Here is a 26,427-nt window from a genome sequence, read left to right as displayed (position 1 = left end):
GCGCGGATGTTCGACTTGCCCTTGCGAGAGAGGAACAACCATGTCGGCAGAAACGGATCTGTTCGTCATCGGTGGCGGGATCAACGGCACGGGGATCGCCCGGGATGCCGCGGGACGGGGGCTTTCGGTCCGGCTGGCGGAACAGGGCGACCTTGCGGGGGCAACCAGCAGCGCTTCGACCAAGCTGTTCCACGGCGGGCTGCGCTATCTGGAATTCCTCGAACTGCGCTTGGTGCGCGAGTCCCTGCGCGAGCGCGAGGTGCTGCTGCGCGCCATGCCGCATATCTCCTGGCCCATGCGCTTCGTCCTGCCGCTGGACCCGAAGATGCGCTTTGCGGGCAAGACGCCGGTGTCACGGCTGCTGTCGGTCGCGATGCCCTGGGCACGGGGGCACCGGCCCAACCTCGTGATCCGCGCGGGTCTGTTCCTGTACGACCATCTCGGCGCGCGGGAGATCCTGCCGGGCACCTCTTCGCTGGATCTGCGCAACACGCCCGAAGGCGCGCCGCTGCAGGACCGGCTGACGCGGGCCTATGAATATTCCGACGCCTGGGTGGACGATGCCCGGCTCGTGGTCCTGAACGCCCGCGATGCGGCGGCGCGCGGGGCCGACATCATGGTCGGCGCAAAGGTGACCGAGGCGCGGCGCGAGGGCGAGGGCTGGACCGTCCGGCTGGCCGACGGCCGCAGCTTTCGCGCCAAGGTGCTGGTGAACGCGGCGGGTCCCTGGGTAGGGCAGGTCATACGCGACGTGGCGCATCTGCCCTCGACGGAATCGGTGCGGCTGGTGCGCGGCAGCCATATCGTCACGCGCAAGCTCTTCGACCATGCCAAATCGTATTTCCTCCAGGGACAGGACGGGCGGATCGTCTTTGCTATCCCCTACGAGAACGACTTCACCCTGATCGGCACGACCGACATGGACCACAAGGGCCCGCCCGGCGAGGCCGTCTGCACGCCCGAGGAGGTGGACTATCTCTGCCGCTTCGTCTCGGGCTATTTCAAGCAACCCGTGACGCCCGCGGACGTGGTCCGGACCTTCTCGGGCGTCCGGCCGCTTTACGACGACGGCGCCTCCTCGGCCACGGCCGCGACGCGCGACTATGTGCTGTCGCTGGACGACAAAGGACCGGCGTGCCTGCATGTCTTCGGCGGCAAGATCACGACCTACCGCCGGCTGGCCGAGGCCGCGCTGGCGAAGCTGTCCCCGCACCTGCCCGGCGCGACCGGCGCCTGGACCACGGGCGCCCCCCTTCCCGGCGGCGACTTCCCCGTGGACGGCGCGGGAGCTCTGACCGAGGCCTTGCGGCGCGACCATCCCTTCCTGACGCCCGGCTGGGCGAACCGGCTGGTGCGCGCCTACGGCACCGAGGCCGCGCAGATCCTCGGCGGCGCCAGGACTGCTGCCGACTTGGGGCGCGATTTCGGCGCGACGTTGACCGAATCCGAACTGCGCTGGATGATCGAGCGCGAGTGGGCCCGGGACGCCCAAGCGGTGCTGTGGCGGCGGTCCAAGCTGGGCCTGCGACTGACGCCCGAACAGGCGGCGGCCGTCGAGGACTACGTTGCAAGCGAAAGGGCCGCCGCATGACGCTGGAGCTTCGGGGCGTCGCCAAGGAGGTCGGGGGCCAGGTCTGGATCCACCCCGCCGACCTGACGCTCGCGCCCGGAAGCATGAATATCCTGCTGGGGCCGACGCTGTCGGGCAAGACCACGCTGATGCGGCTGATGGCGGGGCTGGACCAGCCCAGCGCCGGGCGGATCCTGTGGCAGGGCCGGGACGTGACCGGCCAGCGTGTGCAGGACCGCGGCGTGGCGATGGTCTATCAGCAGTTCATCAATTACCCCTCGATGACGGTCTACGACAACATCGCCTCGCCCCTGCGATTGCAGCGGGTGGCGCGAGCCGAGATCGACGCCCGCGTGCGCCAGACGGCCGAGATGATGCGCCTGACGCCGATGCTGGACCGCCGCCCGCTGGAACTGTCAGGTGGCCAGCAGCAGCGCACCGCCTTGGCCCGCGCGCTGGTCAAGGGCGCAGGGCTCGTGCTGCTGGACGAGCCGCTGGCGAACCTCGACTACAAGCTGCGCGAGGAGCTGCGGGCGGAAATCCCCCGCATCTTCGAGGCCTCGGGCGCGATCTTCGTCTATGCCACCACCGAGCCCGAGGAGGCGCTGCTGCTGGGCGGCAATACCGCGACCCTGTGGGAAGGCCGGGTGACGCAGTTCGGCCCCACGCCGCAGGTTTATCGCGCCCCGCAGGACGCCGTGACCGCGCGGGTCTTCAGCGACCCGCCCATGAACTTCAAGCGCATCGAGGTGAAGGGCGGCGAGGCTCTGCTGGAGACCGCCCGCTGGCCCGTAGACGTCCCCGACGGCCGCTATGCCGCGGGCTTCCGTGCACCGCACCTGACGCTGGAGCAGTCCCCCCGCGCCGTGCCCCTCTCCGCCCGGCTGGACGCGACCGAGATCACGGGGGCCGAGACCTACCTGCACCTGCTGCATGGCGAGGACCGCTGGGTCGGCCTCGTGCCGGGCGTCCGCAGGCTGCCGACCGGCGCGCCGCTGACCGTCTGGCTGGACCCGGCGCATGTGTATCTGTTTGACGAAGGCGGCCGGCTTGCCCGCGCCGCCCCCTATGCGCGGGCGGCGTGAATGGCGCGGATCACCCTGGACAACCTGGCCCACAGCTACAGCCCGGCGCCGAAGGGCGATGCCGACTGGGCGCTGAAGCCCATGTCGCTGACCTGGCGCGACGGGGGCGCCTATGCGCTGCTGGGATCGTCCGGTTGCGGCAAGACCACGCTGCTGAACATCATCTCGGGGCTGCTGCGGCCGTCGCGCGGGCGGGTGCTGTTCGGCGACCGCGACGTGACGGACCTGCCCACGGCGGCGCGCAACATCGCGCAGGTGTTCCAGTTCCCGGTCGTCTACGACACCATGACCGTGCGCCAGAATCTCGCCTTCCCGCTGAAGAACCTGGGCCTTCCCGCGGCGCAGATCGCCGCGCGTGTGGACGCCGTCGCCCGCATGATCGGGATGGAGGAGACGCTCGACCGCCGCGCCCGCGGCCTAACGGCGGATGCCAAGCAGAAGATCAGCCTGGGCCGCGGCATGGTCCGGCAGGACGTGAACGCGATCCTCTTCGACGAGCCGCTGACCGTGATCGATCCGCAGATGAAGTGGGAGCTGCGCACCCAGCTCAAGGCCCTGCACCGCGAGTTCGGCCATACGATGATCTACGTCACCCATGACCAGACCGAGGCGCTGACCTTCGCCGACGAGGTCGTCGTCATGTCCGAGGGCCGCGTGGTGCAGGCGGGCACCCCGCAGTCGCTGTTCGACACCCCCGCGCATACCTTTGTGGGCTATTTCATCGGCTCGCCCGGCATGAACCTGCTGGACGCCGAGGTTCGGGGCACGTCCGCCCGCGTCGCGGGGACCACCCTCCAGCTGGCCCGGGCCTATGCCCCGTGGAAAGGCCGGGTGCAGATCGGCATCCGCCCCGACGCCGTGCGTCCCGCCACCGAGGGCCTGCCCTTCCGCCTGATCCGCGCCGAGGACGTGGGTCATCACCGCATCCTGCGCGGCGAGGTCGCGGGCGCATCCTTCAACCTCGTCCTCCCCGAGGACGAGCCGATCCCCGCCGGTTTCGACCGCGTGGCGCTGGACCCCGCCCGCATCGGCGTCTTTGTCGATGACTGGCGCATCGAACCGCTGGAAAGGGCCGCGTGATGGACAAGCCCGTCAACAACCGTGCCTGGTTCCTGGTCCTGCCGGTGCTGGTGCTGGTCGCCTTTTCCGCCGTGATCCCACTGATGACGGTGGTGAACTACTCGGTGCAGGACACCTTCGGGAACAACCAGTTCTTCTGGAACGGCCTCGGCTGGTTCCAGGAGGTGCTGGAGTCCGACCGCATCCACGCAGCCCTCGGCCGTCAGCTTCTGTTCTCGGCCATCATCCTGGCCATCGAGATTCCGCTGGGCATCTTCATCGCGCTGAACATGCCCAAGCGCGGCTTCTGGGCGAGCCTCGTGCTGGTCCTCATGGCGCTGCCGCTGCTGATCCCGTGGAACGTGGTCGGCACGATCTGGCAGGTCTTCGGGCGCGTGGACATCGGGCTTCTGGGCCATACGCTGGCCGCGCTGGGCGTCGACTACAACTACGTCAACGACCCGCTGGACGCCTGGGCCACGATCATCGTCATGGACGTCTGGCACTGGACGTCGCTGGTCGCGCTGCTCTGCTACGCGGGACTGCAGTCGATCCCCGACGCCTACTACCAGGCCGCCCGCATCGACCAGGCGAGCCGCTGGGGCGTCTTCCGCTTCATCGAACTGCCCAAGATGAGCGGCGTGCTGCTGATCGCCGTGCTGCTGCGCTTCATGGACAGCTTCATGATCTATACCGAGCCCTTCGTCGTCACCGGAGGCGGCCCCGGAAACGCCACCACCTTCCTGTCCATCGACCTCGTGAAGATGGCGATCGGGCAGTTCGACCTCGGACCCGCGGCGGCCTTCAGCCTGATCTACTTCCTTGTGATCCTGCTGATCTCCTGGGTCTTCTACACCGTGATGACCGCGCAGAGGGACCTGCCATGACCCGGCGCGCCTCCTTGGGGTCGGCCGTCGTGATGACCCTGTACCTTCTGTTCCTGCTGGTGCCGATCTACTGGCTGGTGAACATGAGCCTGAAGACGAATGCCGAGATCACCGGCACCTTCAGTCTCTGGCCGCAGAACCCCACGCTGCGGAACTTCCGCGTGATCCTGACAGACCCCAGCTGGTACATGGGCTACGTCAACAGCCTGATCTATGTCGTGATGAACACGGCCCTGTCGCTGGCCGTGGCCCTGCCCGCGGCCTATGCCTTCAGCCGCTACCGCTTTCTGGGCGACAAGCACCTGTTCTTCTGGCTGCTGACGAACCGCATGGCCCCGCCTGCGGTCTTCGCCCTGCCCTTCTTCCAGCTTTATTCGGCCGTCGGCCTCTTCGACACCCACATCGCCGTGGCGCTGGCGCATTGCCTTTTCAACGTGCCGCTGGCGGTCTGGATCCTGGAAGGCTTCATGTCCGGCGTCCCGCGCGAGATCGACGAGACCGCCTATATCGACGGCTACTCCTTCCCGCGCTTCTTCACCCGCATCTTCATGCCGCTGATCGCCAGCGGCATCGGCGTCGCGGCCTTCTTCTGCTTCATGTTCTCATGGGTGGAACTGCTGCTGTCGCGCACGCTGACCTCGGTGAACGCCAAGCCCATCGCGGCGACCATGACTCGCACGGTCAGCGCTTCTGGCCTCGACTGGGGCGTGTTGGCGGCGGCGGGGGTGCTGACGATCCTGCCCGGCGCCTTGGTCATCTGGTTCGTGCGGAACTACATCGCCAAGGGCTTCGCCCTGGGGAGGGTGTGATGTCCATAGATACCAACCTTGATCCAGTTGCCATCTATGCTGCGGTGCTTTCTACTGCATTGGCTTTAGCCCAACTCTATCGCTGGCTAACTAGCGGACCCAGAGCATCGGTGAACATTATCAATCCGCTTGAGGTCCGAAGACATGACCGCAAGTTCATTGAAGTTGTCATACACAATATCGGCACAACACCGATCATTATCCGAGAGGTTTGTGTTTCCTACTCGGACAGCCGGAAGGGACGCCCCCTCAAGTCCAAAACGTTTGATTCAAATGCAGGATGGGATCCTTCGCTGCGGAGCGTTCCGCATCCTACAAGACCCAACAGTTCGTGGGTGATCACAAACGTTGTTGCGCCGGGGCATGAACATCATGAATTACTTCATCCATTTTCAGGCTTTGATCCCAGGTCTCACTGGCTTCGAGTTAGTGTCGCGCTTCGAAACTCAAACATTCGGTTCAATGGGTATGCTGCGCCGGTGAAAAGGACAGCAGCATGATGCACCGGCGCTCAACCAACCTCGGCTTCGCCACCGCCGGCCTGCTGATGTTCGGGCTGCTCGGTTGGCTCGTCAGCCTCGTTCCCGTCGATGACGGCGCGCGGGAATGGACCGAAAGTCTCAATCCCGGCGGCTGGATGGCCTGGACCTTTCCGACCGCCCTGTTCTTCTGGGTGATCGCGGCCTTGCTGCTGGCCTTCACCTGGCTCGCCATCCGTTTCCCCGAGACGCCCCGCCGTGGCGTTCTGGGGATCTGGACCACCCGGGGCGACCGGCTGTTCATCAGCCTGCTCGGCTCGGCCTTCATCAACCTCGCCTGGCTGGGGCTGGGAGGAGCCCCGGCCTGGGGAGGACTGCTCGCATCACTGATCTACGCCGCGGCGGTGTTCCGCTGGGTGTAAACCGGGCCGCCAAGGCCCATCCTGGGGAGGAAGCGACAATGAGACTGCAACTGACCACCGCCATGGCGCTGGTCCTGCTGGCGACCGGCGCGCAGGCGGGGATGGAGGAGGCGAAGGCCTTCCTGGACGCCGAGATCGGCGACATGTCCAGCCTCGACCGCGCCGCGCAAGAGGCCGAGATGCAATGGTTCATCGACGCCGCCCAGCCCTTCGCGGGGATGGAGATCAAGGTGGTGTCGGAAACCATCACCACCCATGAATATGAATCCAAGGTGCTCGCCCCCGCCTTCACCGCGATCACCGGCATCAAGCTGACCCATGACCTGATCGGCGAGGGCGATGTCGTTGAGAAGCTGCAGACGCAGATGCAGTCGGGCGAGAATATCTATGACGCCTATGTCAACGACAGCGACCTGATCGGCACTCACTGGCGCTATCAGCAGGCGCGGAACCTAACCGACTGGATGGCGAATGCCGGGAAGGACGTAACCAACCCGAACCTCGACATCGACGACTTCATCGGCAAGTCCTTCACCACCGCGCCGGACGGGAACCTGTACCAGCTGCCCGACCAGCAGTTCGCCAACCTCTACTGGTTCCGCAAGGACTGGTTCGACGACGAGACCAACAAGGCCGAGTTCAAGGCAAAATACGGCTATGACCTGGGCGTGCCGGTTACCTGGTCGGCCTATGAGGACATCGCCGAGTTCTTCACCGGGCGCGAGATCGACGGGAAGAAGGTCTATGGCCACATGGACTATGGCAAGAAGGACCCGTCACTGGGCTGGCGCTTCACCGATGCCTGGCTGTCGATGGCCGGGAACGGCGACAAGGGCATCCCGAACGGGTTGCCGGTGGACGAGTGGGGCATCCGCGTCGATGAGAACAGCCGTCCCGTGGGCAGCTGCGTCGCGCGTGGCGGCGACACCAACGGCCCGGCCTCGGTCTATGCGATCCAGAAGTACCTCGACTGGATGAAGGCCTATGCGCCGCCTGCGGCTCAGGGGATGACCTTCAGCGAAAGCGGCCCGGTCCCGAGCCAGGGCGAGGTCGCACAGCAGATGTTCACCTACACCGCCTTTACCGCCGACTTCGTCAAGGAAGGCCTGCCGGTCGTGAACGAGGACGGAACGCCGAAATGGCGCTTTGCCCCCTCGCCGCACGGCGCCTACTGGCAGGAGGGGATGAAGCTGGGCTACCAGGACGCGGGGTCCTGGACGCTGCTGAAATCGACGCCCGACGACCGCGCCAAGGCCGCCTGGCTTTACGCGCAGTTCGTGACCTCGAAGACGGTGGACGTGAAGAAAAGCCATGTCGGCCTGACCTTCATCCGCCAGTCCACCATCGACCACCAGTCCTTCACCGACCGCGCGCCCAAGCTGGGCGGCCTTGTCGAGTTCTACCGCTCGCCCGCCCGCCTGCAGTGGTCGCCCACCGGGACCAACGTTCCGGATTATCCCAAGCTCGCGCAGCTCTGGTGGCAGGCGATCGGGGACGCGGCCTCGGGCGCCAAGACCCCGCAGGAGGCCATGGACAGCCTCTGCGCCGAGCAGGAGAAGGTGATGGAGCGGCTGGAGCGCGCGGGCGTCCAGGGCGACATCGGCCCGAAGCTGGCCGAGGAGCATGACCTTGCCTGGTGGAACAACTACGCCAAGGAACATGGCGGCATCGCGCCGCAGTTGAAGCTGGAGAACGAGGACCCGCAGCCGGAAACCATCAGCTATGACGAGCTGGTGAAAAGCTGGCAGCAGTGACACCAATCGGGGAACCCGGATCGCCCGGGTTCCCCTTCTGCACGGAGACGCCATGCCGATCCTCGCTCTCGACCAGGGCACGACCTCGTCCCGCGCGGTGGTCTTTTCCGACGACCTGACGCCGCTGGCATCAAGCCAGCATGAATTTCCCCAGCATTTCCCCCAATCCGGCTGGGTCGAGCACGACCCTGAGGACCTGTGGAGTTCCACCGCTGCCACCGCCCGCGCCGCGATCGAGAAGGCTGGCGCGCCGCAAGTCGCTGCCATCGGCATCACCAACCAGCGCGAGACGACGGTGGTCTGGGACCGCCGCACCGGCCGCGCGATCCACAACGCCATCGTCTGGCAGGACCGCCGCACCGCCGACACCTGCGCGCGGCTGAAGGAGACCGGGCACGAGCCTGCCGTGACCGAAGCGACCGGGCTGCTGCTCGATCCCTATTTCAGCGCGACCAAGGTGGCCTGGATCCTGGACCACGTGGACGGCGCGCGCGAGGCCGCGGCGCAGGGGCATCTGGCCTTCGGCACGGTGGACAGCTTCCTGATCTGGCGGCTGACGAATGGCCGCGCCCATGTGACGGATGCGACCAACGCCTCGCGCACGATGCTCTATGACATCCGCCGCGGCGCATGGTCGGACGAGCTTTGCGCGCTGTTCAACGTGCCCCGCGCCATGCTGCCCGAGGTGCGCGACAGCGCGGCCGAGTTCGGCATGACCCGCGCGGACCTGTTCGGCCGCGAGATCCCGATCCTCGGCGTCGGGGGCGACCAGCAGGCGGCGACGGTGGGTCAGGCCTGCTTCCGGCCGGGAATGATCAAGGCCACCTATGGCACCGGCTGCTTTGCGCTGCTGAACACGGGCGAGACCGCCGTGCAGTCGCGGAACCGGCTGCTCACGACCATCGCCTATCAGCTGGACGGCACGCCGACCTATGCGCTGGAAGGCTCGATCTTCGTCGCGGGCGCCGTAGTGCAATGGCTGCGCGACGGGTTGCGGCTGATCCGCGCCGCGCCCGAGGTGGCGGGGCTTGCCGCAAAGGCGGACCGCGCGCAGGGGATCATCATGGTGCCGGCCTTCACCGGCCTCGGCGCGCCCTGGTGGGAGCCCGAGGCGCGGGGCGCGATCTTCGGCCTGACGCGGGCCACTGGACCTGCGGAACTGGCGCTGGCGGCGCTGGAAAGCGTCGCCTTCCAGACTCGCGACCTGACCGACGCCATGCGCCGCGACTGGCCCTCCCTGGGTGAGTCCGTCCTGCGGGTGGACGGCGGCATGACGGCCTCCGATGCGGCGATGCAGGCGCTGGCCGACATCCTGGGCGCGCCCGTGGACCGCCCCACGGACCCCGAGACTACCGTGCGCGGCGCCGCCTGGCTTGCCGCCTACCGCGCGGGGTTGACGGACGGCCCTGACGCGGCCCTGACGAACTGGCAGCGCGAGGCGCGGTTCGAGCCGCAGTTGGACCCCGCCACCCGCGAGGCCCGCCACGCCCGCTGGACCCGTGCCGTCCGGGCGGTGATCTCGATGCATGGCGAGACGTAGCCCCCGATCCCGGCAAATCGACCGGCATCTCGAAGCTGCGCTGCACGGGCGAACGCAAGGCAGACGGCGTCTCAACTGCTTTCGTTTGAACCACCTGCCGGGCCTCGGCGTTTCGGCTGCGCAATCCCCCAGCCTCCCGGTGCCCACGTGATCCTTCCGCCTCTGCCGTCCGGCACCGAACCGCCCCAGCCGCAGCAGACCGATGTGATGCGCGTGGCTGCGGGGCTGGTGATCGCGACCATCGTCGTCGCGGCCCTTTACTTCGGGCAGGTGGTGCTGATCCCGCTGGCGGTCGCCTTTCTCATCAGCTTCGTGCTGGGGCCGCTGGTGCACTGGCTGGTGCGGCACGGGCTGTCGCGCATCCTTTCCGTGGCGCTGGCGATGGGACTGGTGCTGGCGGTGCTGGGCGGGCTCGGCACCCTTGTCGCCGTGCAGGTGCAGTCGCTCAGCGCGCAACTGCCGACCTACCAGTCCACCATCCGCGCCAAGATCAAGGACCTGGGCGCGCAGATGGAAGGGCCGGGCATCCTGGAAGGCGCGCTGCAGACCGTGGACACCGTCCAGAAGGAGGTGGCCGAGGTCGTCGGCGAAGGCGAGGAGAACGCGGTCCCGCCGCAGCGGGTCCGGGTCATCCCCGAACCGGTCTCGCCCTTCAAGACGGCCATGCTGTGGCTGGCGCCGCTGTTGTCGCCCATCGCCACGGCGGGCATCGTGCTGGTCTTCGTGGTGCTGATCCTGCTGGACCAAGGCGACCTGAGGGACAGGCTGCTGAGAATACTCGGGGGCAACATCTACCGGTCCACCGACGCGCTGGAAGAGGCGAGCAAGCGCATCTCGAAATACCTGCTGATGCAGCTTGTGGTGAACGTCACCTATGCGATCCCGATGGCGCTGGGGCTCTGGCTGATCGGGGTGCCGGGCTTCATCCTGTGGGGGACGCTGGCGGCGGTCATGCGCTTCATCCCCTATGTCGGGCCGATCCTGTCGGCGGTCTTCCCCCTCAGCCTTGCCTTCGCGGTCGATCCGGGCTGGGACATGGTGCTGATGACGGCCGCGCTGATCCTGGTGCTGGAACTGGTGTCCAACAACGTCATCGAGCCACTGCTTTACGGCACCAGCACAGGCCTGTCGGTGCTGTCGCTGATCGCGGCGGCGACCTTCTGGACGGCGATCTGGGGGCCGATCGGGCTGGTGCTGTCCACGCCGCTGACCGTCTGCCTGCTGGTCGTGGGCCGCTATATCCCGCAGTTGTCCATCCTCGAAACGCTGCTCGGGTCCAGTCCCGCGCTCAGTCGCGAGACGCGCATCTACCAGCGCCTCATTGCCAACGACCCCGACGATGCCATCGACATCGCCGAGGACGTGATCGAGGAGGAGTCCGTGACCGAGTTCTACAACGACGAGGGCATGGAGGTCCTGCGGCAGGCCAGCATCGACTATATCAACAACGCCCGCCCCGAGCATCGCCTGCGCATCGCCAACGGCATGGACGAACTGCTGGAGGAGATCCGCGACGCCCATCCCGCCAAGCTGCCCGAGGGCGCGCGCCCCCGCGTCGCCTGCATCGCCGGCAAGTGGGAGATCGACCGCCAGGCCTGCGAGATGCTGGCCCACAGCCTGCAGCTGGAAGGTGTGCCCACGGTGGTGCGGGTCGCAGGCACCGTCACCTCGCGGTATGTCGCGGGGCTGGAGCTGGAAGGCGTGCAGGTCGTGCTGCTGAGCTTCTTCAGCCGAGAGCCGGACGCCGCTGCCCGCAATCTCACGCGCCGCATCCGGGCGCGCTGGCCCCGGGCCAAGGTGGTGCTGGGCCTGTGGGGCGTGGCGCCGGATGCGCTGGACGACCGGCGGCGCGAGGCCCTTGGGGCGGATGCCATTGTCGCCTCGATCAAGGAGGCGGTGGGCCGCATCTCGCTGCTGGTGCGCGACGCGGAGGGCGCGGCGGTCGAGGTCGTCCAGGACCCGCAGGCGGCCGCGGTCCGCGACGAGACGCTCAAGGGCGTGCGGCTCGAGGATCCCGAACTTCGCGAGGATCTCAACGACTACGCCATCCGGGCCGCCGATGTGTTCGACGTCAGGACGGCCGCGATCCTGGCCATCGAGGGCGCGCGGGAACTGGTGATCGGCGCGAGCCGCGACCTGCCGGGTGTGCGCACGGACGACGGGCGCGACCTGATCGTGCTGCCGCAGGACTCGCCCTTGGCCGCGCAGGTCCTGAGTGATGCCCGGCCGATGACGGTGTCCGACATCGAGCGCGATCCCGTGCTGTCGGAAAACGCCGTCCTGCACAAATGGTCCGCCCGCGCGCTGGCGGCCGCTCCTGTCCGCAAGGGAGACGGCGTGGTGCTGGGGGCGCTTTGCCTGATCCATGACGAGGCGCGCGAGCTTGACGAGGAAGAACTGCGTCTACTTGAAACGCTGGCCGCCGAGGTGGCAGAGCGGCTGACCGGCGAGGAAGCGGCCCCCGTCCCCGAGCCCGAGGCAACCTCGGCCTCCGCAACGGTCGGCCAGCAGGTCCCCGAGTGACGCGGCACGTGCTTCCGTGCATTCCATTTCCTGAAGAAGAGGTCCCCTCATGCAGAAGAAACCCCGCATCCTGATCATTGCCACCTCGGCCGCCACCATGACCGGCAGCGACAAGCCGACCGGCCTGTGGCTCGAGGAGCTGACGACCCCCTATTACGCCTTTCTCGACGCGGGCGCCGAGGTCACGCTGGCCTCGATCGCGGGCGGAAAGATCCCGGTCGATCCGAACAGCGTGAAGCCGCGCGGCGAAAACGACCCCTCGGTCGAGCGCGCGCTGAATGACAGGGTCTTCCAGACCCTGATCGGCGACACGCTGCGCTTTGACACGCTGGACACCACGGGCTTCGACGCCATCATGCTGCCGGGCGGCCATGGCACGATGTTCGACTATCCCGAAAGCGCCGAACTGGCGCAGCTGGTCGCGGACTTCGACGCCGCCGGCAAGGTCGTCGCCGCCGTCTGCCACGGCCCGGCCGGGCTGGTCAGCGCGCGTCGCGCCGATGGCACGCCTGTGGTCGCCGGCCGCCGCGTGGCCGCCTTCACCGACAGCGAGGAGCAGGCGGTCGGCCTTGCCGATGCCGTCCCCTTCCTGCTGACCACCCGGCTGAAGAAGCTGGGTGCCAGGATCGAGGCCGGCCCGGACTTCGAACCCTTCGCCATCCGCGACGGCAACCTCGTGACCGGCCAGAACCCCGCCTCTGCCGAGCCGATCGCCGCACTGGTCTTCGAGGCCCTTGAAGAGGCAAAGGTCGCCTGATGCGACCCGGGGTCGGCTCGGCAGCGCCGACCCCGGAAACAATGTGCGCGCCGAGCTGCACCGGGCTTCTCTCATCTCACCGCTCTGCCGACCCGAAGGTCCTGTCAGTTGCTCCAAGAAGCAGGCACGCACCTGAGCTGAACAGCCTGCAACTCAGCCGGGTCCCGACATCCGCAGGCGCTCGACGCATTCCTCCAGCCTGACCGGGGTGAAAGCCACCGCATCGGCACTGACGTTCCCCCGCCGCGGGGCCGACAGGAACTCGGGGTCATGCGTATGGGCGTGCAGGTGGACGGCGCCCTGCCACCAGCCGTCCCATTCCTCGATCGGGTAGTGGAACAGGACGACACCTGTCCGGTTCACCCTGATTCTCAGATAGGGAACGCCCCAGTCCTTGCGGTCGTGGTTCCCCCGGATCCTCACAAGCGTGCCGTTCAGCTGCTGTTCGTAATGTTCGGCGGGCGGGCCGCGGAAGGCGAAATCGCCGAGGTGATAGACCCTGTCGCGCGGGCCGACCGTGCGGTTCCAGTTCTCGATCATCGCCCGGTCCATCTCCTCGACCGAGGCAAAGGGGCGGCTGCAGAGCCTGAGGATGTTGGCATGGCCGAAATGCGTGCAGCCGATCACCCAGTCCGTCATCCCTCAGCCTCTGAAGTTGCCCATGTCACGCAATCCTGCGGAGCGGTTCATCGCGGCTTGCCTGCGCCCAGGCCTCAAGCGCCGGCAGTGACAGGCTTGCCGCCATCCGCGCCGCCGCAATCGCCTTGGCGTCTGCCCGGTCAAGGGCGACATCGCCCCGCAGCGGGAAGGCAGGATCGGCGTCGATGCGCGTGTAACGCTCGCCCAGAAGTCCTTTCATCAGCCGGCTCGTCACCTCGGCCTGCGCCCCGATCATCGTGCGAAAGATGCGGTTCCCCCGCAGCCAGTCGAGAACGCCCATGTCGGGATCACCCGGCTCTCCCATCGGGGGACAGGCGTTCATGGACCCCAGCGACAGCATGGAAATCTCGTCGGCCCCGGCGCCGGTGCGCAGCGCCAGTTCCATCGCCAGCAGGTCCGGGGCATTGGCGAAGATCGCGCCGTCGGCGTGCAGCTGACCGTTGATCGGGACGGCCGGGAACATGGTGGGCGCCGCCGCGCTGGCCATCACCACGTCGCGCAGCTTCGCCTCCGGCGACGTCTGGTTGCTGAAGACGACCGCCGCACCGTCATGCAGCCGGGTGGCGGTGACGGCCAGGGGCACCTCCAACTCGCCAAGGGCCGCATCGCCCGCGATCTCCTCCACCAGTGCCGCCAGCGGTCCCGCCATGTAGCGCGACCGCCCCCACATCCGCCACAGGTCGCGCGGGCCGGCGATGCTGCGTCGGCGGAAGGCCTCGGCCCCGCGCTGCTCGAAACCGGCGCGCAGCTCGGCCATGGGCATTCCCCTCGCCCCCGCCGCCGCGACGATCGCCCCCGCCGAGGTGCCGCAGAACAGGTCGAAGCTGTCCTTCACCGGGCCCGTGAGCCTTTCCAGCTCCTCCAGCAGGAGCACGTTGTAGAGCGCCTGGAAACCACCCCCGCTGATCGACAGGATCTTCATGGAAAAGCACCTCCTTCCAGACAAGATATCAGTGTCTTCGGAGGTTCCTCCAAGATGTCCTTCCGACACCCGGACCGACCGCGGCGACCATTCAAGGCAGGTCCGCGCCCGAGATCCCGCAGGCGGCGATCAGTGTCGTCACCCGCGCCTTGCCGCATTGCTTCGGTGAACCGGAAAATCCGGCGCATCTTCCCGAGTCTGTGCCCAGACAAGGACGCCAGTCAGGATTTTTCGGGATTTTCTGAATTGGTCGGAGCGAGAGGATTCGAACCTCCGACCCCCTGCTCCCGAAGCAGGTGCGCTACCAGGCTGCGCTACGCTCCGACCGTGACGGGGCAGGTATCGCGGGGCGCGCGGGATTGCAAGGGGAAATCAGCGGCGCAGCAGGCGGCGGAAGCCCGCGATGCTGGGAGACGGCAGCGCCTCGCCTTGGGCCTCGGCTTGCAGGACGGGACGATGGGCTGCGGGCGCCCGTGCCTCGCGCCACAGGATGTAAAGCCCCGAGCCCATGATGACCGTGATCCCCAGCAGGGTGGCGCCATCGGGCAGTTCCGAAAACAGCAGCCAGCCGTAAAGCGTCGCCCACAGGATCTGGCTGTATTGCATGGGCGCGACCACGGCGGCCTCGGCCGCGCGATAGGCGCGCACGTTCAGCACCGCCCCGATCAGGCCGAACAGCGCCACCAGCCCGGCAAGGCCAAGGTCAGAACCGGGCATGGGTTGATAGACGAAGGGCAGCGCCAGCGCGCAGACACCGAGGTTCAGCAGGACCGGCCAGATGACAAGGACCAGCGTGCGCTCGGACCCGCCCAGGCGGCGCGCGATGACCGCCGACAGCGCCCCGCAGAGGGCCGTGACGATCGCGCAGAGATGGCCGACGCCAAGTTGCGCCTGTCCCGGCCGCAGCACGATCAGCACGCCCACGAGGCCCAGCAGGACCGCCGCCAGCCGGTGCGGGCCGATCCGCTCGCCCAGCATGGGCACGGACAGCAGCGTGATCAGCAGCGGCATGGTGAAGAGGATCGCATAGACCTGCGTCAGCGGCAGCAGCGCAAAGGCTGTCATCGCGCTGAGCACGTTCAGCGTCATGCAAAGGGTCCGCAGCCCGACCCAGCCCGGATGCCGGGGGACAAGGCTGACCTGCGGCCGCCGGGCGGCCACGACCGCCAGCGCCGGCAGGGACAGAAGCGCCACGAAGAAGGCGGTCTGCAGGGGCGAATAGCTCGCCCCCAGCAGCTTGATGACGGCGTCGTGGGTCGCATAGGCGCCCATCGCGCCAAGGCCCAGCGCGGCGCCCGCCAGGTTGCCGCGCATGGGGGATCAGCCTGCCGACAGGGCCGCGACGATCCGGTCGCCCATCTCGGCGGTGCCGATCGGCGTGCCGCCTTCCGGGCCCATCAGGTCGGCGGTGCGGGCGCCCTGGGCCAGCACGCGCTCGACGGCGGCTTCCAGTTCGTCGGCCGCGGCGCCCTCGTTGTAGGAATAGCGCAGCGCCATGGCGAAGGAGAGGATGCAGGCGATGGGGTTGGCCTTGCCCTGCCCCGCGATGTCGGGGGCGGAACCGTGGACCGGTTCATACATCGCCTTCGGCCGGCCGTTCGCCGCAGGCACGCCCAGCGAGGCCGAGGGCAGCATCCCCAGCGAGCCGGTCAGCATCGCCGCCGCGTCCGACAGGATGTCGCCGAACAGGTTGTCGGTCACGATCACGTCGAACTGCGAGGGGCGGCGGACCAGCTGCATGGCGCCATTGTCGGCATACATGTGGGTCAGCTCGACCTCGGGATATTCGTTGTCATGGACCCACTGGACCTCCTCGCGCCAGAGGACGCCGGACTCCATGACATTGGCCTTTTCCATCGAGCAGAGGCGGTTCTTGCGCTTCCTGGCCAGCTCGAAGGCCGCACGGGCCACGCGCCGGATCTCTCCGCTGGTGTAGCGCTGGGTGTTGATGCCGACGCGGCCGCCCTCGTTTTCAGGGTTGTTGCCGTCGGAATGGATGCCGCGCGGCTCGCCGAAATAGACGCCCGAGGTCAGCTCGCGCACGATCAGGATGTCGAGGCCGGACACGACCTCGCGCTTGAGCGACGAGAAATCCGCCAGCGCGTCGAAGCACTGGGCCGGGCGCAGGTTGGCAAAGAGGTCCATTTCCTTGCGCAGCCGCAGCAGGGCACGTTCCGGCTTCACGCTGAAGTCGAGGTTGTCATAGGCCGGGCCGCCCACGGCCCCCAGCAGAACCGCGTCCACGGACTGCGCCTTGGCCATTGTCTCGTCGGTGATGGGCTTGCCATGCACGTCATAGGCCGCGCCGCCGACCAGGTCTTCCGACACGTCGAAGCGCATCCCGCGGTTCGACTGGAACCAGTCGATGATCTTGCGCACCTCGGCCATGACTTCGGGGCCGATGCCGTCGCCCGGCAGAATCAGAAGGGAGTAGCTGTCGCTCATCTTGCGCCTTTGTCATTCGAGGATGCGGGTCGCGTCCCGCCTAGCCCTGCCCCGCGCGGGGGTCAAGTTCACGGCCATTTGGGTTGCCCCCGCGGCCCGCGTCCTGTGGGTAGGGGCATGACCCATCAAGGGGAGACGGATGATGAAACCCATGCTTGCTGCCGCCCTGCTGGCGCTTGCCACGACCGGAGCAGCCCTTGCCGACGGAGGCATGACGGTGCCCCTGCCCGACACCTCGGGGCTTTCGGCCGACGAGGCGCGGGCGCTGATCACTGAACTGGCGCAGGTGAACGTCATCACCTCGAACTGTCCGGCCTATCCGGTCTCGGACGCGGAATGGACGCTGATCGCGGGCACGGGCGACAAGCTGGCGGCGCAGCTGGGGCTGGACGCCTCGGCCTATGACAAGCAGTTCTACGGCCCTGCCTTCCAGTTGCTGGACGATCCCGGCGCCTGCGACCGGGTCGGGCCGCGGGCACAGCCGCTGATCGCGCGGCTCAAGGCGATGGGCGGGGCGACGACGCCGCTGTCGCGGTCCCAGTAAGGGGCAGCTCGAGGTCCACCCAGGCCAGCCGGTGCCGCGAGGCTGCAGCCACCGTGTCCGCCAGCGGCCGTCCCGGCGCGGGCCACAGCACACCCGAACCCGTAACCGTCAGGTCCGGCGAGGGCAGCACGACGTCCACCCGCAGGTTGCCCGGCCCGTCGGCATCCGGCCAGTCGGCGGTGTCCAGCGCCGGGTCGCCCTTCTGCACGGCATTGGCGCCGTCCTGCGGGGCCAATGCAGCCCCTTCGCTTTTCGGCCGGGGGTCCTGCACGCGGTCCAGCAGGGCAGCGATGCCCTCGCGCCGCCCGTCGCCGTCCACGGGGTCGAGGTTGGTGTCGCCCATAAGGACGAAGCGATCGGGCGGCAGGCGCGTCAGCCAGAACACCGCCTCGTCATGGTTGCGGCGGCCGTTGCGGTCCTCGGGTCCGTCGAAGATGGGCGGAGTCGCGGACCAGGCCATCAGCGTCAGGGTCGTACCGCCGACGCTCACCGGCACCTCCCAATGCGCGGTCGAGGAGAGGCGCTGCACCTCGTCTACCTCGGGCGACGCCTTCGGCATCAGGTTGCCCGGCATGTCACGCCACAGCAGCCCCGAGTGGTCCGTGACCTCGCCCAGAGGCAGCCGCGACAGCAGCACCATGCCCCCCTGCCCCGAGAACAGCCCGAAGCCCTGCGCGTCGTCGCCCGTCCCCGTGCGCCCGTCGCCGTCGAGATCAAGGCCGGTCGCCATCCCGCTGTTGGGGCGGCTCGCATGGCGGTGAGGATAGCCCGCGCCCGCCGCTTCCAGCAGGTCGGCAAAGGCGGACAGCGTCGCGCCGTCGTGATCCCAGTCAAAGCCGGTCAGCAGCAGCACGTCCGCGTCCGCCGCCGCGATCACCTGCACGACGGCGGCAATCTGCTCGTCCTTGCCCGACAGGATGTCGCGCAGCAGAAGCCCCGGCCCGTCGCGTGACAGGTCGGGGCTGTAGGTGGCGATGCGGATGGTGTCGGCTAGCGCCGGCCCTGCGGCCAGCGCCAGCGCGAGGGTCAGCGCCCTCAGACCCAAGGCTGGGACTGGGCGATCCGCGCCTCATAAGCCTCGATCGACGGCGCCTTCTCCATCGTCAGGCCGATGTCGTCCAGGCCGTTCAGCAGGCAGTGCTTGCGGTGCGGGTCCATCTCGAATGGATAGGCCGTGCCATCCGCGCCCGTCACCGTCTGCGATTCAAGATCGACGGTCAGGCGCGCGTTCGCCCCGTTCTCGGCGTCCTTCATCAGCGCCTCGACCGCGTCCTGAGGCAGGATGATGGGCAGGATGCCGTTCTTGAAGCAGTTGTTGTAGAAGATGTCCGCGAAGCTGGTCGAGATCACGCAGCGGATGCCATAGTCCAGCAGCGCCCAGGGCGCGTGCTCGCGCGAGGACCCGCAGCCGAAGTTGTCGCCCGCCACGATGATCTGCGCGTCCCGATACGCCGGCTTGTTCAGCACGAAGTCCGGGTTCTCGGTCCCGTCGGGGAAGAAGCGCATCTCGTCGAACAGGTTCTTCCCCAGTCCCGAACGATGGATCGTCTTCAGGAACTGCTTGGGGATGATCATGTCGGTGTCGATGTTGACCAGCGGCATGGGCGCGGCGATGCCGGTCAGGGTGGTGAACTTGTCCATGTTGTCCTCGTATCCCCTCAGGCATCCACCGGCGCGGCCATCAGCTCGCGCACGTCGGTCAGGTGGCCCGTCACGGCCGCAGCCGCCGCCATCACCGGCGACATCAGGTGCGTGCGGCCGCCCCGGCCCATCCGGCCCTCGAAGTTGCGGTTCGAGGTCGCGGCGCAGCGCTCGCCCGGCGCCAACTGGTCGGGATTCATGCCCAGACACATGGAACAGCCCGCCAGCCGCCATTCGAAGCCCGCGTCGAGGAAGACCTTGTCCAGCCCCTCCTCCTCGGCCTGCATCCTGACCAGACCAGAGCCGGGGACGACCATCCCCCGCACGCCCGGCGCGAGGTGCTTGCCGCGCAGCACCTCGGCGGCGGCGCGCAGGTCCTCGATCCGGCCGTTGGTGCAGGATCCGATGAAGACCGCGTCCACCTTGATGTCGGTCAGCTTCATGCCGGGCTTGAGGCCCATGTAGTCCAGCGAACGGCGCGCAGCCTCGACCTTGCCGCCCTCGAAGTGCTCGGGCGCAGGCACGGTCGCGCCGATGGGCAGCACGTCCTCGGGCGAGGTGCCCCAGGTCACGACCGGCTCGATGTCCTCGCCCCGGATCGTCACGACCTTGTCCCACTGCGCGCCCTCGTCCGAGAACAGCGTCTTCCACCAGGCAAGCGCGGCCTCCCACGCGGCACCCTTCGGCGCGTGCGGGCGGCCCTTGACGTATTCGAAGGTCTTCTCGTCCGGCGCGATCAGGCCCGCCCGGGCACCGCCCTCGATCGCCATGTTGCAGACGGTCATGCGGCCTTCCATCGACAGGTCGCGGATCGCCTCGCCGCAATATTCGATGACATAGCCGGTGCCGCCCGCCGTGCCGGTGTGGCCAATGATCGAGAGCGTGATGTCCTTGGCCGTCACACCGGGGCGCAGCTTGCCGGTGATCTCGACCTTCATGTTCTTCGACTTCTTCTGGATCAGCGTCTGGGTCGCCAGGACGTGTTCCACCTCGGAGGTGCCGATCCCGTGCGCCAGCGCGCCGAAGGCCCCATGCGTCGCGGTGTGGCTGTCGCCGCAGACGACGGTCATGCCGGGCAGGGTCCAGCCCTGTTCGGGGCCGACGATATGGACGATCCCCTGACGGATGTCGTTCATCGGATAGTAGTTCACGCCGAAGTCGCGGGCGTTCTTGTCAAGCTCGGCGACCTGGATGCGGCCTTCCGGGTTCTCGATCCCGGCCACGCGGTCGGGCGTGGTCGGCACGTTGTGGTCCGGGACGGCGATGGTCTGGTCGGGGCGGCGCACCTTGCGGCCCGACATCCGCAACCCCACGAAGGCCTGCGGGCTGGTCACCTCGTGGACCAGATGGCGGTCGATGTACAGCAGGCAGGTGCCGTCGGGCTGGCGGTCGACGACATGGGCGTCGAAGATCTTGTCGTAAAGCGTACGGGGGCCGCTATGGGTCGGATTGCCGGTCATGGCTGTCTCTTTCGGAAGGGATGGCGATCAAGGAAAAGCAGGCGCGCGAGGGCGCCGGGCGAGCCCGCTTCACAGTCGCGCGGTCACCGTCCGGGTCAGGCCGTAGAACCGGCCGGGCAGACGGGCACGGTCATGGATGTCGAAAAAACGCATCATGTGCGGGAAGATATTCGTTCCTCCACCCCGGATCAAGCGACTTGGGACCCTTAACCGGACCTTAGGACCCTTGTGCAACCGTAAGCACACAGGTTCAGAGAGGTGGAACGGAATGATGTCGCGGATGCGGGTGTTTCTTCTGGCAGCGGCGGGCGTGGCGGCGCTGGCAGGCTGCTTTCCGACCGAGATCACGGGAACACGGCAGGACGGCAGCCGGATCGCGCTGATGTTCTATCCCGGCGGCAACCGGCTGAAGGACCTGGTGATCATCGACGGGCGCAACCACTTCGGGCAGGGACAATACCAGATGGACGACCCTCTGGCCGACGTGGGCTTCCGCTTCGAGGACGGGACCCGCGTGCAGGCCGAATGCACGCTGCAGGGGCAGGACATCATGGGCGATCCGGAGTGCCAGGAATACACCGTCTACCGCTCGGACTTCCCGCAGATTCCGGAAGGCACGCGCTTCCCGCGGCCCGAGATGTTCTAGCGCCCTGCGCGGCGGCCTGGGCGGGCTGGCGCGTCCCTGCGTCCTTCGCCATAAATCTGCACCCCCGAACATTGAGCGGAACGGATTCCGTGCTACATTAAGGACATCCCGGCGCCGGGGAAGATCGGCGCGCTGACCGGAGGAAGTCCCCTGTCCACCACCGTCCCGTCGGCCGAAGTGCCGGCCGCGACCACCGCGGAAAGCAGCGACCAGTTGCTTGCCCGCATCCTCGCCTCGCTCGATGACGACAAGGCCGAGGACATCGTCACCATCGACCTGCGCGGACGTTCCGCCATGGCCGACCACATGGTCATCGCCTCGGGCCGCAGCTCGCGCCAGGTGGCGTCCATCGCCCAGAAGCTGGTTGACCGCCTCAAGACCGAATGCGGCCGCTCCGCCCGGATCGAGGGCAAGGACACCGGCGACTGGGTGCTGATCGACACCGACGACGTCATCGTCCATGTCTTCCGCCCCGAGGTGCGCGAGTTCTACCAACTCGAGAAGATGTGGATGCCCGCCGACGCGCTGGCCAGCCTGCGGGGCGGCGCTGCCCCTGACGCCACCCAGTCGCTGACGCAGTAAGTCCGCAATGCTTCGGGTCCGCATCGCCGCGGTCGGGCGGCTGGCCGCGCGTGCGCCCGAAGCGGCGCTGATCCAGGACTATCTCGGCCGGTTCGCCCAGACCGGCCGCGCGCTTGGACTCGGTCCCGCCGAAGTGATCGAGGTCGAGGATCGCAAGGGCGGCGGCAAATCCGCCGAGGCAGCCCTTCTCTCCCGCCAGATCCCCGAGGGTGCCGCGATCATCGCCCTGGACGAACGCGGGCGGCTTCTGTCGTCGCCCGACTTCGCATCTGCCCTCGCCCGTTTCCGCGACGATGGACGCTCGGACGCCGTGTTCCTGATCGGGGGCGCGGACGGGCTGGACCCCGCCTTGCGCGACCGCGCCGACCTGACGCTGTCCTTCGGCGCGATGGTCTGGCCGCATATGCTGGCCCGCGTCATGCTGTCCGAACAGCTTTATCGCGCCGCGACGATCCTTGCGGGCTCGCCCTATCACCGGGTCTGACGGAACCTGCCCGCCCTGCCGGCGCTTCCCCCCGGCACACCAGGTCAGGAGCAAGCCCATGTCGCGCCTCGACGCGCCCGTCGCCTATTCGCCCGATGTCGAGACCGTCCAGCCCGACGAGGCCGAGACGACCCGCAGGATCGCCGAGCAGATGACCTACATCATCGACCGCACGCATGAGGCGGGCGGCCATGCCGTGCGGTCGGTCCATGCGAAAAGCCACGCGATCCTGACCGGCACCCTGTCCGTCCACGAAGGCCTGCCGCCCGAGCTGGCGCAGGGCGTCTTCGCCGCGCCGCGCGAATTTGACGCCCTGCTGCGGATCTCGACCATTCCCGGCGACGTGCTGCGCGACAGCGTGTCCCTGCCCCGCGGCATGGCCCTCAAGCTTTTCGGGGTCGAGGGTGAGCGCCTGCCCGGCAGCGAGGAGGACACCACCCAGGACCTCCTGATGGCGAGCAGCCCGAACTTCCAGGCCCCCGACACCAGGGCCTTCCTGCGCAGCCTCAAGCCGGTCGCGCTGACAACCGAGCGCGCCGAATGGGCCAAGGTCGCGCTGTCCACCATCCTGCGCCCGGTCGAACGCGCCATCGAGGCGGTCGGTCTGCACAGCGCCATGCTGAGCGCGCTGGGCGGCTACAAGCCCACGAACCCCCTGGGCGAAAGCTACTACACCCAGGTCCCGCTGCGATACGGCGACCATATCGCCAAGCTGCGGCTCGTCCCCGCCTCGGACAGCTTCACGGCGCTGGAGGGCGATCGGATCGACCTGGACGACCCCGACGCGATCCGCGCGGCGGTAATCGAGACGCTGGCCCGACAGGGCGGCAGCTGGACGCTCGAGGTGCAGCTTTGCCGCGATCTCGACCGGATGCCCATCGAGGATGCCTCGGTCGAGTGGAGCGAGGAGGAGTCCCCCTTCCAGCCCGTCGCCACCCTGAGCGTTCCCGCGCAGGAATCCTGGAGCGACGCGCGATCGGCCATCGTGGACGAAAGCATCGCCTTCCGTCCCTGGCGGGGGATCGAGGCGCACCGCCCCCTGGGCAACATCATGCGCGCCCGGCGGCAGGTTTATCCGATCTCGGCCGGCCACCGCAGCGAACTGACCGGCTGCCCGATCCACGAGCCGCGGACGGTGCCAAGGCTCGGCGGCTGAAGCTCAGCCCAGATCGAAGGCGTCGATGGCGGCAATCGCCTCCTCGGCGGTTTCGACAAAGGTGAAGAGGCCGAGGTCCTCGGGGCTGATAGTGCCCGCCTCGGCCAGCGCCTGCCAGTCGATGATGCGGTTCCAGAACTCGGTCCCGAACAGAAGGAAGGGGATGGGCTTCATCCGGCCGGTCTGGATCAGGGTCAGCGCCTCGAACATCTCGTCCAAGGTGCCGAAGCCGCCGGGAAAGATCGTGATCGCCCGCGCGCGCATCAGGAAATGCATCTTGCGGATGGCGAAATAGTGGAAGTTGAAGGCCAGGTCCGGCGTTACGTAGAGGTTCGGCGCCTGCTCGTGCGGCAGCACGATCCCCAGCCCGATGGACTGGCCGCCCGCCTCATGGGCACCCTTGTTCCCTGCCTCCATCACCCCCGGCCCGCCGCCGGTGCAGATCACCCATTCGCGCCCCTTGGTGGCGATCGAGCGCCTGGTGATCAGCGCAGCAAAGCGCTCGGCCTCGGCATAATAGGCCGACAGCCGCGCCAGCGTGGGCGTGCGCGCGCGGCTCGCGTGTTCCGGCGCAGGGATGCGGGCGCCGCCGAACATCACCACGGTCGAGGTCACGCCGCGCTCGTCCATGATCATCTCGGGCTTCAGCAGCTCCAGCTGCAGGCGGACCGGACGCAACTCCTCGCGCAGCAGGAATTCCGTGTCAGTGAAGGCCAGCCGGTAGGACGGCGAGCGCGTCTGGGGCGTCGAAGGGTCGTGCGCCGCGACGACCGCGTCCTGTTGGCTGTGGCGCAGGGTGTGGCTGCGTTCGTCGTCGGGGGGCGTCATCCAAACCTCAAAGCTGGCCACCGGCGTTGCACGGTGCTGACCCCCCGCTTATAGCCCCACGGCAAGGATTTCCACCCGACCGCCAGAAAGGGCCACCATGTCGAACGCCGCGCTTGAAACCGCCATCGAGGCTGCCTGGGACGCCCGCGACAGCATCACCCCCGCGACGAAGGGCGAAACCCGCGACGCCATCGAGGCGACGCTGGAGGCCCTGGACCGGGGCGAACTGCGCGTGGCCGAGAAGCGGGGGGCCGACTGGCACGTCAACCAGTGGGCCAAGAAGGCCGTGCTGCTGGGCTTCCGCCTGAAGGACATGGAACTGCATCCGGGCGGGCCGCAGGGCGGCACCTGGTGGGACAAGGTGGACGGCAAATTCAAGGACTGGGACGCGGCCCGCTGGCGTGAGGCGGGCTTCCGCGCGGTGCCGAACTGCGTCGTCCGCCGCTCGGCCTTCATCGCCAAGGGCGTGGTGCTGATGCCGTCCTTCGTGAACCTTGGCGCCTATGTGGACGAGGGCACGATGGTCGATACCTGGGCCACGGTCGGCTCCTGCGCACAGATCGGCAAGCGCGTCCACCTGTCGGGCGGCGTCGGCATCGGCGGCGTGCTCGAACCCATGCAGGCGGGCCCCACCATCATCGAGGACGACTGCTTCATCGGCGCCCGCAGTGAGGTCGTCGAGGGCGTGATCGTGCGCGAGGGCTCGGTCCTCGGCATGGGCGTCTTCATCGGCCAGTCCACCAAGATCGTGGACCGCGAGACGGGCGAGGTCATGTATGGCGAGGTTCCCGCGGGTTCGGTCGTCGTCGCGGGCTCGATGCCGTCCAGGAACGGCGTCCATCTCTACTGCGCGGTGATCGTCAAGCGGGTCGATGCCAAGACCCGGTCCAAGACCTCGATCAACGAGCTTCTGCGCGACTGATGGCTTGCCGGGGCCGATGGCGACGTCCAGCGGCCCCGGCCCCTCGTCCCGCGCATGTCGCCGGGCTGCAGGGCATCGGCATCTTGGGGGTGCGAAGGCGCCCTGTGGTCCACCGGGAGGCTCATCTCGGCAGCAAGACGGCATGCTTGCCACCCAGGCAGAAGACGCAGCGGACGGGCAAGGTCGCCGCCAAGCGCGATCTGAGGTCTCCCAGAGAACCCCACTTTCCCCGGAACGGCCCCGCCGGGACGCGCGTTCAACCGCGTCCCGGCACGCGGGCCTTTGCAGGCCAGGTCTTTGCCGCATAGGCTGCCCCAAGGGAGCCCCGACGAGGAGAACCGGAATTGCGCAAGATCACGACCATCGCCCTTGTCGTTCTGGCGGGCCTCGCCTCGCCCGCCGCGGCGCGCGACATCGTGGTGTCGTCCAAGATCGACACCGAGGGCGGGCTGCTGGGCAACGTCATCCTGCTGGCGCTGGAACATGCCGGGATGCCGGTGGAAAACCGCCTGCAGCTGGGCGGCACGCCCATCGTGCGGGACGCGATCGCCTCGGGGCAGATCGACATCTATCCCGAATACACCGGCAACGCCGCCTTCTTCCACAACGAGGCCGACAGCCCCGTCTGGAAGGACGCCGCGCAATCCTATGCACGCGCGGCGGAACTGGACCATGCGGGCAACCTGATCTGGCTGGACCCCGCGCCCGCCAACAACACCTGGGCCATTGCGGTCCGCCGCGACCTGGCCGAGCAGAACAACCTGCGGACCATGTCCGATTTCGGCGCCTGGGTCGCCGGGGGCGGGCAGGTGAAGCTCGCGGCCTCGACCGAGTTCGTGACCTCGCCCGCGGCGCTTCCGGCCTTCCAGACGACCTACGGTTTCCAGCTTTCGCCCGCGCAACTGGTGCAGTTGTCGGGCGGCGACACGGCCGCGACGATTGCGGCGGCGGCGCAGCAGACCTCGGGCGTGAACGCGGCCATGGTCTATGGCACCGACGGCGGCATCGAGCCTGCCGGGCTGGTGGTGATGGAAGACGACAAGGCCGTGCAGCCCTTCTACCAGCCTGCGCCGGTGGTCCGGGCCGAGGTGCTGGAGGAATATCCGAAGATCCCCGAGGTGCTGAACCCGATCTTCGCGGGCTTCGACCTGACCACGCTGCAGGAGCTGAACGCCCGCATCCAGGTGGGCGGCGAGCCCGCGGCGGCGGTGGCCGAGGACTACCTGACCCGCAAGGGCCTGATCGAGTGACC

At 68.0% G+C, this 26,427-nt stretch carries 26 protein-coding genes and 1 tRNA gene; 18 read left to right on the top strand and 9 right to left on the bottom strand.

Annotated elements, in window-relative coordinates:
- Positions 1 to 40: 40 nt before the first annotated feature.
- From glpD to BLQ03_RS12810, 11 genes are all read left to right on the top strand, one after another.
- A complete protein-coding gene (gene glpD / locus BLQ03_RS12855) occupies positions 41 to 1,591 on the top strand; it encodes a glycerol-3-phosphate dehydrogenase (RefSeq protein ID WP_090756732.1) in 1,551 nt (516 codons plus the stop codon).
- On the top strand, positions 1,588 to 2,655 hold the full coding sequence (locus tag BLQ03_RS12850; protein ID WP_090756731.1) for an ABC transporter ATP-binding protein: 1,068 nt from the start codon (positions 1,588 to 1,590) through the stop codon (positions 2,653 to 2,655). Before glpD ends, BLQ03_RS12850 begins: the two co-directional genes overlap by 4 nt.
- Entirely contained in the window at positions 2,656 to 3,735 is a 1,080-nt protein-coding gene (locus tag BLQ03_RS12845; protein WP_090756730.1) for an ABC transporter ATP-binding protein, read from the top strand.
- Positions 3,735 to 4,601 (top strand): carbohydrate ABC transporter permease, encoded by an 867-nt coding sequence (locus tag BLQ03_RS12840; RefSeq protein ID WP_090756729.1) that lies wholly within the window; start codon positions 3,735 to 3,737, stop codon positions 4,599 to 4,601. The genes BLQ03_RS12845 and BLQ03_RS12840 overlap by 1 nt, the downstream gene beginning before the upstream one ends.
- On the top strand, positions 4,598 to 5,410 hold the full coding sequence (locus tag BLQ03_RS12835; protein ID WP_090756728.1) for a carbohydrate ABC transporter permease: 813 nt from the start codon (positions 4,598 to 4,600) through the stop codon (positions 5,408 to 5,410). The genes BLQ03_RS12840 and BLQ03_RS12835 overlap by 4 nt, the downstream gene beginning before the upstream one ends.
- Positions 5,410 to 5,910 carry a hypothetical protein gene (locus BLQ03_RS17980; RefSeq protein ID WP_139166736.1) on the top strand — a complete coding sequence of 167 codons (501 nt, stop codon included), beginning with the start codon at positions 5,410 to 5,412 and terminating at the stop codon, positions 5,908 to 5,910. The genes BLQ03_RS12835 and BLQ03_RS17980 overlap by 1 nt, the downstream gene beginning before the upstream one ends.
- Entirely contained in the window at positions 5,907 to 6,311 is a 405-nt protein-coding gene (locus BLQ03_RS12830) for a DUF2160 domain-containing protein (RefSeq protein ID WP_245688893.1), read from the top strand. Before BLQ03_RS17980 ends, BLQ03_RS12830 begins: the two co-directional genes overlap by 4 nt.
- Positions 6,312 to 6,349: 38 nt before the next feature.
- Complete coding sequence (locus BLQ03_RS12825; RefSeq protein WP_090756727.1) at positions 6,350 to 8,065, top strand: ABC transporter substrate-binding protein; 1,716 nt, start codon at positions 6,350 to 6,352, stop codon at positions 8,063 to 8,065.
- A 52-nt stretch (positions 8,066 to 8,117) separates the two neighbouring features.
- Positions 8,118 to 9,605 carry a glycerol kinase GlpK gene (gene glpK / locus BLQ03_RS12820; RefSeq protein WP_090756726.1) on the top strand — a complete coding sequence of 496 codons (1,488 nt, stop codon included), beginning with the start codon at positions 8,118 to 8,120 and terminating at the stop codon, positions 9,603 to 9,605.
- 147 nt (positions 9,606 to 9,752) lie between these two features.
- Positions 9,753 to 12,128: an AI-2E family transporter gene (locus tag BLQ03_RS12815; RefSeq protein ID WP_139166735.1), complete on the top strand. Its 2,376-nt coding sequence runs from the start codon at positions 9,753 to 9,755 to the stop codon at positions 12,126 to 12,128.
- Between the two features lie 49 nt (positions 12,129 to 12,177).
- Positions 12,178 to 12,885, top strand: a complete 708-nt coding sequence (locus BLQ03_RS12810) for a type 1 glutamine amidotransferase domain-containing protein (RefSeq protein WP_090756724.1) — start codon at positions 12,178 to 12,180, stop codon at positions 12,883 to 12,885.
- A gap of 153 nt (positions 12,886 to 13,038) precedes the next feature.
- On the opposite strand, the gene BLQ03_RS12805 is transcribed toward BLQ03_RS12810, so the two are convergent.
- From BLQ03_RS12805 to leuB, 5 genes are all read right to left on the bottom strand, one after another.
- The gene (locus BLQ03_RS12805) at positions 13,039 to 13,524 is read right to left on the bottom strand and encodes a hypothetical protein (protein ID WP_090756723.1); all 486 of its coding nucleotides are present in this window, start codon (positions 13,522 to 13,524) and stop codon (positions 13,039 to 13,041) included.
- Between the two features lie 25 nt (positions 13,525 to 13,549).
- Positions 13,550 to 14,467, bottom strand: coding sequence for a CBASS cGAMP-activated phospholipase (locus tag BLQ03_RS12800; RefSeq protein WP_090756722.1), 918 nt, complete (start codon positions 14,465 to 14,467; stop codon positions 13,550 to 13,552).
- A 247-nt stretch (positions 14,468 to 14,714) separates the two neighbouring features.
- Positions 14,715 to 14,791: transfer RNA gene (locus BLQ03_RS12795), tRNA-Pro, on the bottom strand.
- Between the two features lie 48 nt (positions 14,792 to 14,839).
- Complete coding sequence (locus tag BLQ03_RS12790) at positions 14,840 to 15,781, bottom strand: DMT family transporter (protein WP_090756720.1); 942 nt, start codon at positions 15,779 to 15,781, stop codon at positions 14,840 to 14,842.
- A gap of 6 nt (positions 15,782 to 15,787) precedes the next feature.
- Positions 15,788 to 16,912, bottom strand: coding sequence for a 3-isopropylmalate dehydrogenase (leuB, locus tag BLQ03_RS12785; RefSeq protein ID WP_090756719.1), 1,125 nt, complete (start codon positions 16,910 to 16,912; stop codon positions 15,788 to 15,790).
- Between the two features lie 139 nt (positions 16,913 to 17,051).
- Here leuB and BLQ03_RS12780 point away from each other — a divergent pair, with 139 nt between their 5' ends.
- Positions 17,052 to 17,456 (top strand): hypothetical protein, encoded by a 405-nt coding sequence (locus BLQ03_RS12780; protein WP_245688892.1) that lies wholly within the window; start codon positions 17,052 to 17,054, stop codon positions 17,454 to 17,456.
- Here BLQ03_RS12780 and BLQ03_RS12775 read toward each other — a convergent pair.
- From BLQ03_RS12775 to leuC, 3 genes are read right to left on the bottom strand one after another with little or no spacing between them, the layout of a single operon-like run.
- Complete coding sequence (locus BLQ03_RS12775) at positions 17,410 to 18,501, bottom strand: endonuclease/exonuclease/phosphatase family protein (protein ID WP_090756717.1); 1,092 nt, start codon at positions 18,499 to 18,501, stop codon at positions 17,410 to 17,412. The two genes, BLQ03_RS12780 and BLQ03_RS12775, sit on opposite strands and share 47 nt — an antisense overlap.
- The gene (gene leuD / locus BLQ03_RS12770) at positions 18,492 to 19,097 is read right to left on the bottom strand and encodes a 3-isopropylmalate dehydratase small subunit (RefSeq protein WP_090756715.1); all 606 of its coding nucleotides are present in this window, start codon (positions 19,095 to 19,097) and stop codon (positions 18,492 to 18,494) included. The genes BLQ03_RS12775 and leuD overlap by 10 nt, the downstream gene beginning before the upstream one ends.
- A 17-nt stretch (positions 19,098 to 19,114) precedes the next feature.
- Positions 19,115 to 20,557, bottom strand: coding sequence for a 3-isopropylmalate dehydratase large subunit (gene leuC, locus BLQ03_RS12765; protein WP_090756713.1), 1,443 nt, complete (start codon positions 20,555 to 20,557; stop codon positions 19,115 to 19,117).
- Between the two features lie 280 nt (positions 20,558 to 20,837).
- Here leuC and BLQ03_RS12755 point away from each other — a divergent pair, with 280 nt between their 5' ends.
- The 4 genes from BLQ03_RS12755 (at position 20,838) to BLQ03_RS12740 (ending at position 23,425) form a co-directional block, all read left to right on the top strand.
- Positions 20,838 to 21,203 carry a hypothetical protein gene (locus BLQ03_RS12755; RefSeq protein ID WP_090756709.1) on the top strand — a complete coding sequence of 122 codons (366 nt, stop codon included), beginning with the start codon at positions 20,838 to 20,840 and terminating at the stop codon, positions 21,201 to 21,203.
- Positions 21,204 to 21,380: 177 nt separating this feature from the next.
- Positions 21,381 to 21,785 (top strand): ribosome silencing factor, encoded by a 405-nt coding sequence (gene rsfS, locus BLQ03_RS12750; protein WP_090756707.1) that lies wholly within the window; start codon positions 21,381 to 21,383, stop codon positions 21,783 to 21,785.
- 7 nt (positions 21,786 to 21,792) lie between these two features.
- Positions 21,793 to 22,269 carry a 23S rRNA (pseudouridine(1915)-N(3))-methyltransferase RlmH gene (gene rlmH / locus BLQ03_RS12745; protein ID WP_090756705.1) on the top strand — a complete coding sequence of 159 codons (477 nt, stop codon included), beginning with the start codon at positions 21,793 to 21,795 and terminating at the stop codon, positions 22,267 to 22,269.
- A gap of 58 nt (positions 22,270 to 22,327) precedes the next feature.
- On the top strand, positions 22,328 to 23,425 hold the full coding sequence (locus BLQ03_RS12740; RefSeq protein ID WP_090756702.1) for a catalase family protein: 1,098 nt from the start codon (positions 22,328 to 22,330) through the stop codon (positions 23,423 to 23,425).
- 3 nt (positions 23,426 to 23,428) lie between these two features.
- Here BLQ03_RS12740 and BLQ03_RS12735 read toward each other — a convergent pair whose 3' ends face one another.
- Entirely contained in the window at positions 23,429 to 24,253 is an 825-nt protein-coding gene (locus BLQ03_RS12735) for an LOG family protein (RefSeq protein ID WP_090756700.1), read from the bottom strand.
- A 97-nt stretch (positions 24,254 to 24,350) separates the two neighbouring features.
- On the opposite strand from BLQ03_RS12735, the gene dapD reads away from it, so the two are divergent.
- On the top strand, positions 24,351 to 25,175 hold the full coding sequence (dapD, locus tag BLQ03_RS12730) for a 2,3,4,5-tetrahydropyridine-2,6-dicarboxylate N-succinyltransferase (RefSeq protein WP_090756698.1): 825 nt from the start codon (positions 24,351 to 24,353) through the stop codon (positions 25,173 to 25,175).
- Positions 25,176 to 25,519: 344 nt separating this feature from the next.
- A complete protein-coding gene (gene osmF / locus BLQ03_RS12725) occupies positions 25,520 to 26,425 on the top strand; it encodes a glycine betaine ABC transporter substrate-binding protein OsmF (protein WP_217629731.1) in 906 nt (301 codons plus the stop codon).
- Positions 26,426 to 26,427 lie beyond the last annotated feature (2 nt).

Source organism: Paracoccus chinensis, from assembly GCF_900102885.1.
Lineage (GTDB): Bacteria > Pseudomonadota > Alphaproteobacteria > Rhodobacterales > Rhodobacteraceae > Paracoccus > Paracoccus chinensis.
Note: the sequence above shows the minus strand (reverse complement) of the source record. Positions and strands in the feature narration are given on the sequence as shown.

Excerpts from the sequence above, each read along its gene's own strand:
- BLQ03_RS12740 (WP_090756702.1), top strand. The coding sequence starts at position 22,328 with ATGTCGCGCCTCGACGCGCCCGTCGCCTATTCGCCCGATGTCGAGACC.
- BLQ03_RS12845 (WP_090756730.1), top strand. The coding sequence starts at position 2,656 with ATGGCGCGGATCACCCTGGACAACCTGGCCCACAGCTACAGCCCGGCG.
- BLQ03_RS12830 (WP_245688893.1), top strand. The coding sequence starts at position 5,907 with ATGATGCACCGGCGCTCAACCAACCTCGGCTTCGCCACCGCCGGCCTG.
- BLQ03_RS12800 (WP_090756722.1), bottom strand. The coding sequence starts at position 14,467 with ATGAAGATCCTGTCGATCAGCGGGGGTGGTTTCCAGGCGCTCTACAAC.
- BLQ03_RS12825 (WP_090756727.1), top strand. The coding sequence starts at position 6,350 with ATGAGACTGCAACTGACCACCGCCATGGCGCTGGTCCTGCTGGCGACC.
- BLQ03_RS12805 (WP_090756723.1), bottom strand. The coding sequence starts at position 13,524 with ATGACGGACTGGGTGATCGGCTGCACGCATTTCGGCCATGCCAACATC.
- BLQ03_RS12735 (WP_090756700.1), bottom strand. The coding sequence starts at position 24,253 with ATGACGCCCCCCGACGACGAACGCAGCCACACCCTGCGCCACAGCCAA.
- dapD (WP_090756698.1), top strand. The coding sequence starts at position 24,351 with ATGTCGAACGCCGCGCTTGAAACCGCCATCGAGGCTGCCTGGGACGCC.
- leuD (WP_090756715.1), bottom strand. The coding sequence starts at position 19,097 with ATGGACAAGTTCACCACCCTGACCGGCATCGCCGCGCCCATGCCGCTG.
- BLQ03_RS17980 (WP_139166736.1), top strand. The coding sequence starts at position 5,410 with ATGTCCATAGATACCAACCTTGATCCAGTTGCCATCTATGCTGCGGTG.
- glpD (WP_090756732.1), top strand. The coding sequence starts at position 41 with ATGTCGGCAGAAACGGATCTGTTCGTCATCGGTGGCGGGATCAACGGC.
- glpK (WP_090756726.1), top strand. The coding sequence starts at position 8,118 with ATGCCGATCCTCGCTCTCGACCAGGGCACGACCTCGTCCCGCGCGGTG.
- BLQ03_RS12840 (WP_090756729.1), top strand. The coding sequence starts at position 3,735 with ATGGACAAGCCCGTCAACAACCGTGCCTGGTTCCTGGTCCTGCCGGTG.
- leuB (WP_090756719.1), bottom strand. The coding sequence starts at position 16,912 with ATGAGCGACAGCTACTCCCTTCTGATTCTGCCGGGCGACGGCATCGGC.
- BLQ03_RS12780 (WP_245688892.1), top strand. The coding sequence starts at position 17,052 with ATGATGAAACCCATGCTTGCTGCCGCCCTGCTGGCGCTTGCCACGACC.
- leuC (WP_090756713.1), bottom strand. The coding sequence starts at position 20,557 with ATGACCGGCAATCCGACCCATAGCGGCCCCCGTACGCTTTACGACAAG.
- BLQ03_RS12850 (WP_090756731.1), top strand. The coding sequence starts at position 1,588 with ATGACGCTGGAGCTTCGGGGCGTCGCCAAGGAGGTCGGGGGCCAGGTC.
- rlmH (WP_090756705.1), top strand. The coding sequence starts at position 21,793 with ATGCTTCGGGTCCGCATCGCCGCGGTCGGGCGGCTGGCCGCGCGTGCG.
- BLQ03_RS12790 (WP_090756720.1), bottom strand. The coding sequence starts at position 15,781 with ATGCGCGGCAACCTGGCGGGCGCCGCGCTGGGCCTTGGCGCGATGGGC.
- BLQ03_RS12755 (WP_090756709.1), top strand. The coding sequence starts at position 20,838 with ATGCGGGTGTTTCTTCTGGCAGCGGCGGGCGTGGCGGCGCTGGCAGGC.
- BLQ03_RS12835 (WP_090756728.1), top strand. The coding sequence starts at position 4,598 with ATGACCCGGCGCGCCTCCTTGGGGTCGGCCGTCGTGATGACCCTGTAC.
- BLQ03_RS12810 (WP_090756724.1), top strand. The coding sequence starts at position 12,178 with ATGCAGAAGAAACCCCGCATCCTGATCATTGCCACCTCGGCCGCCACC.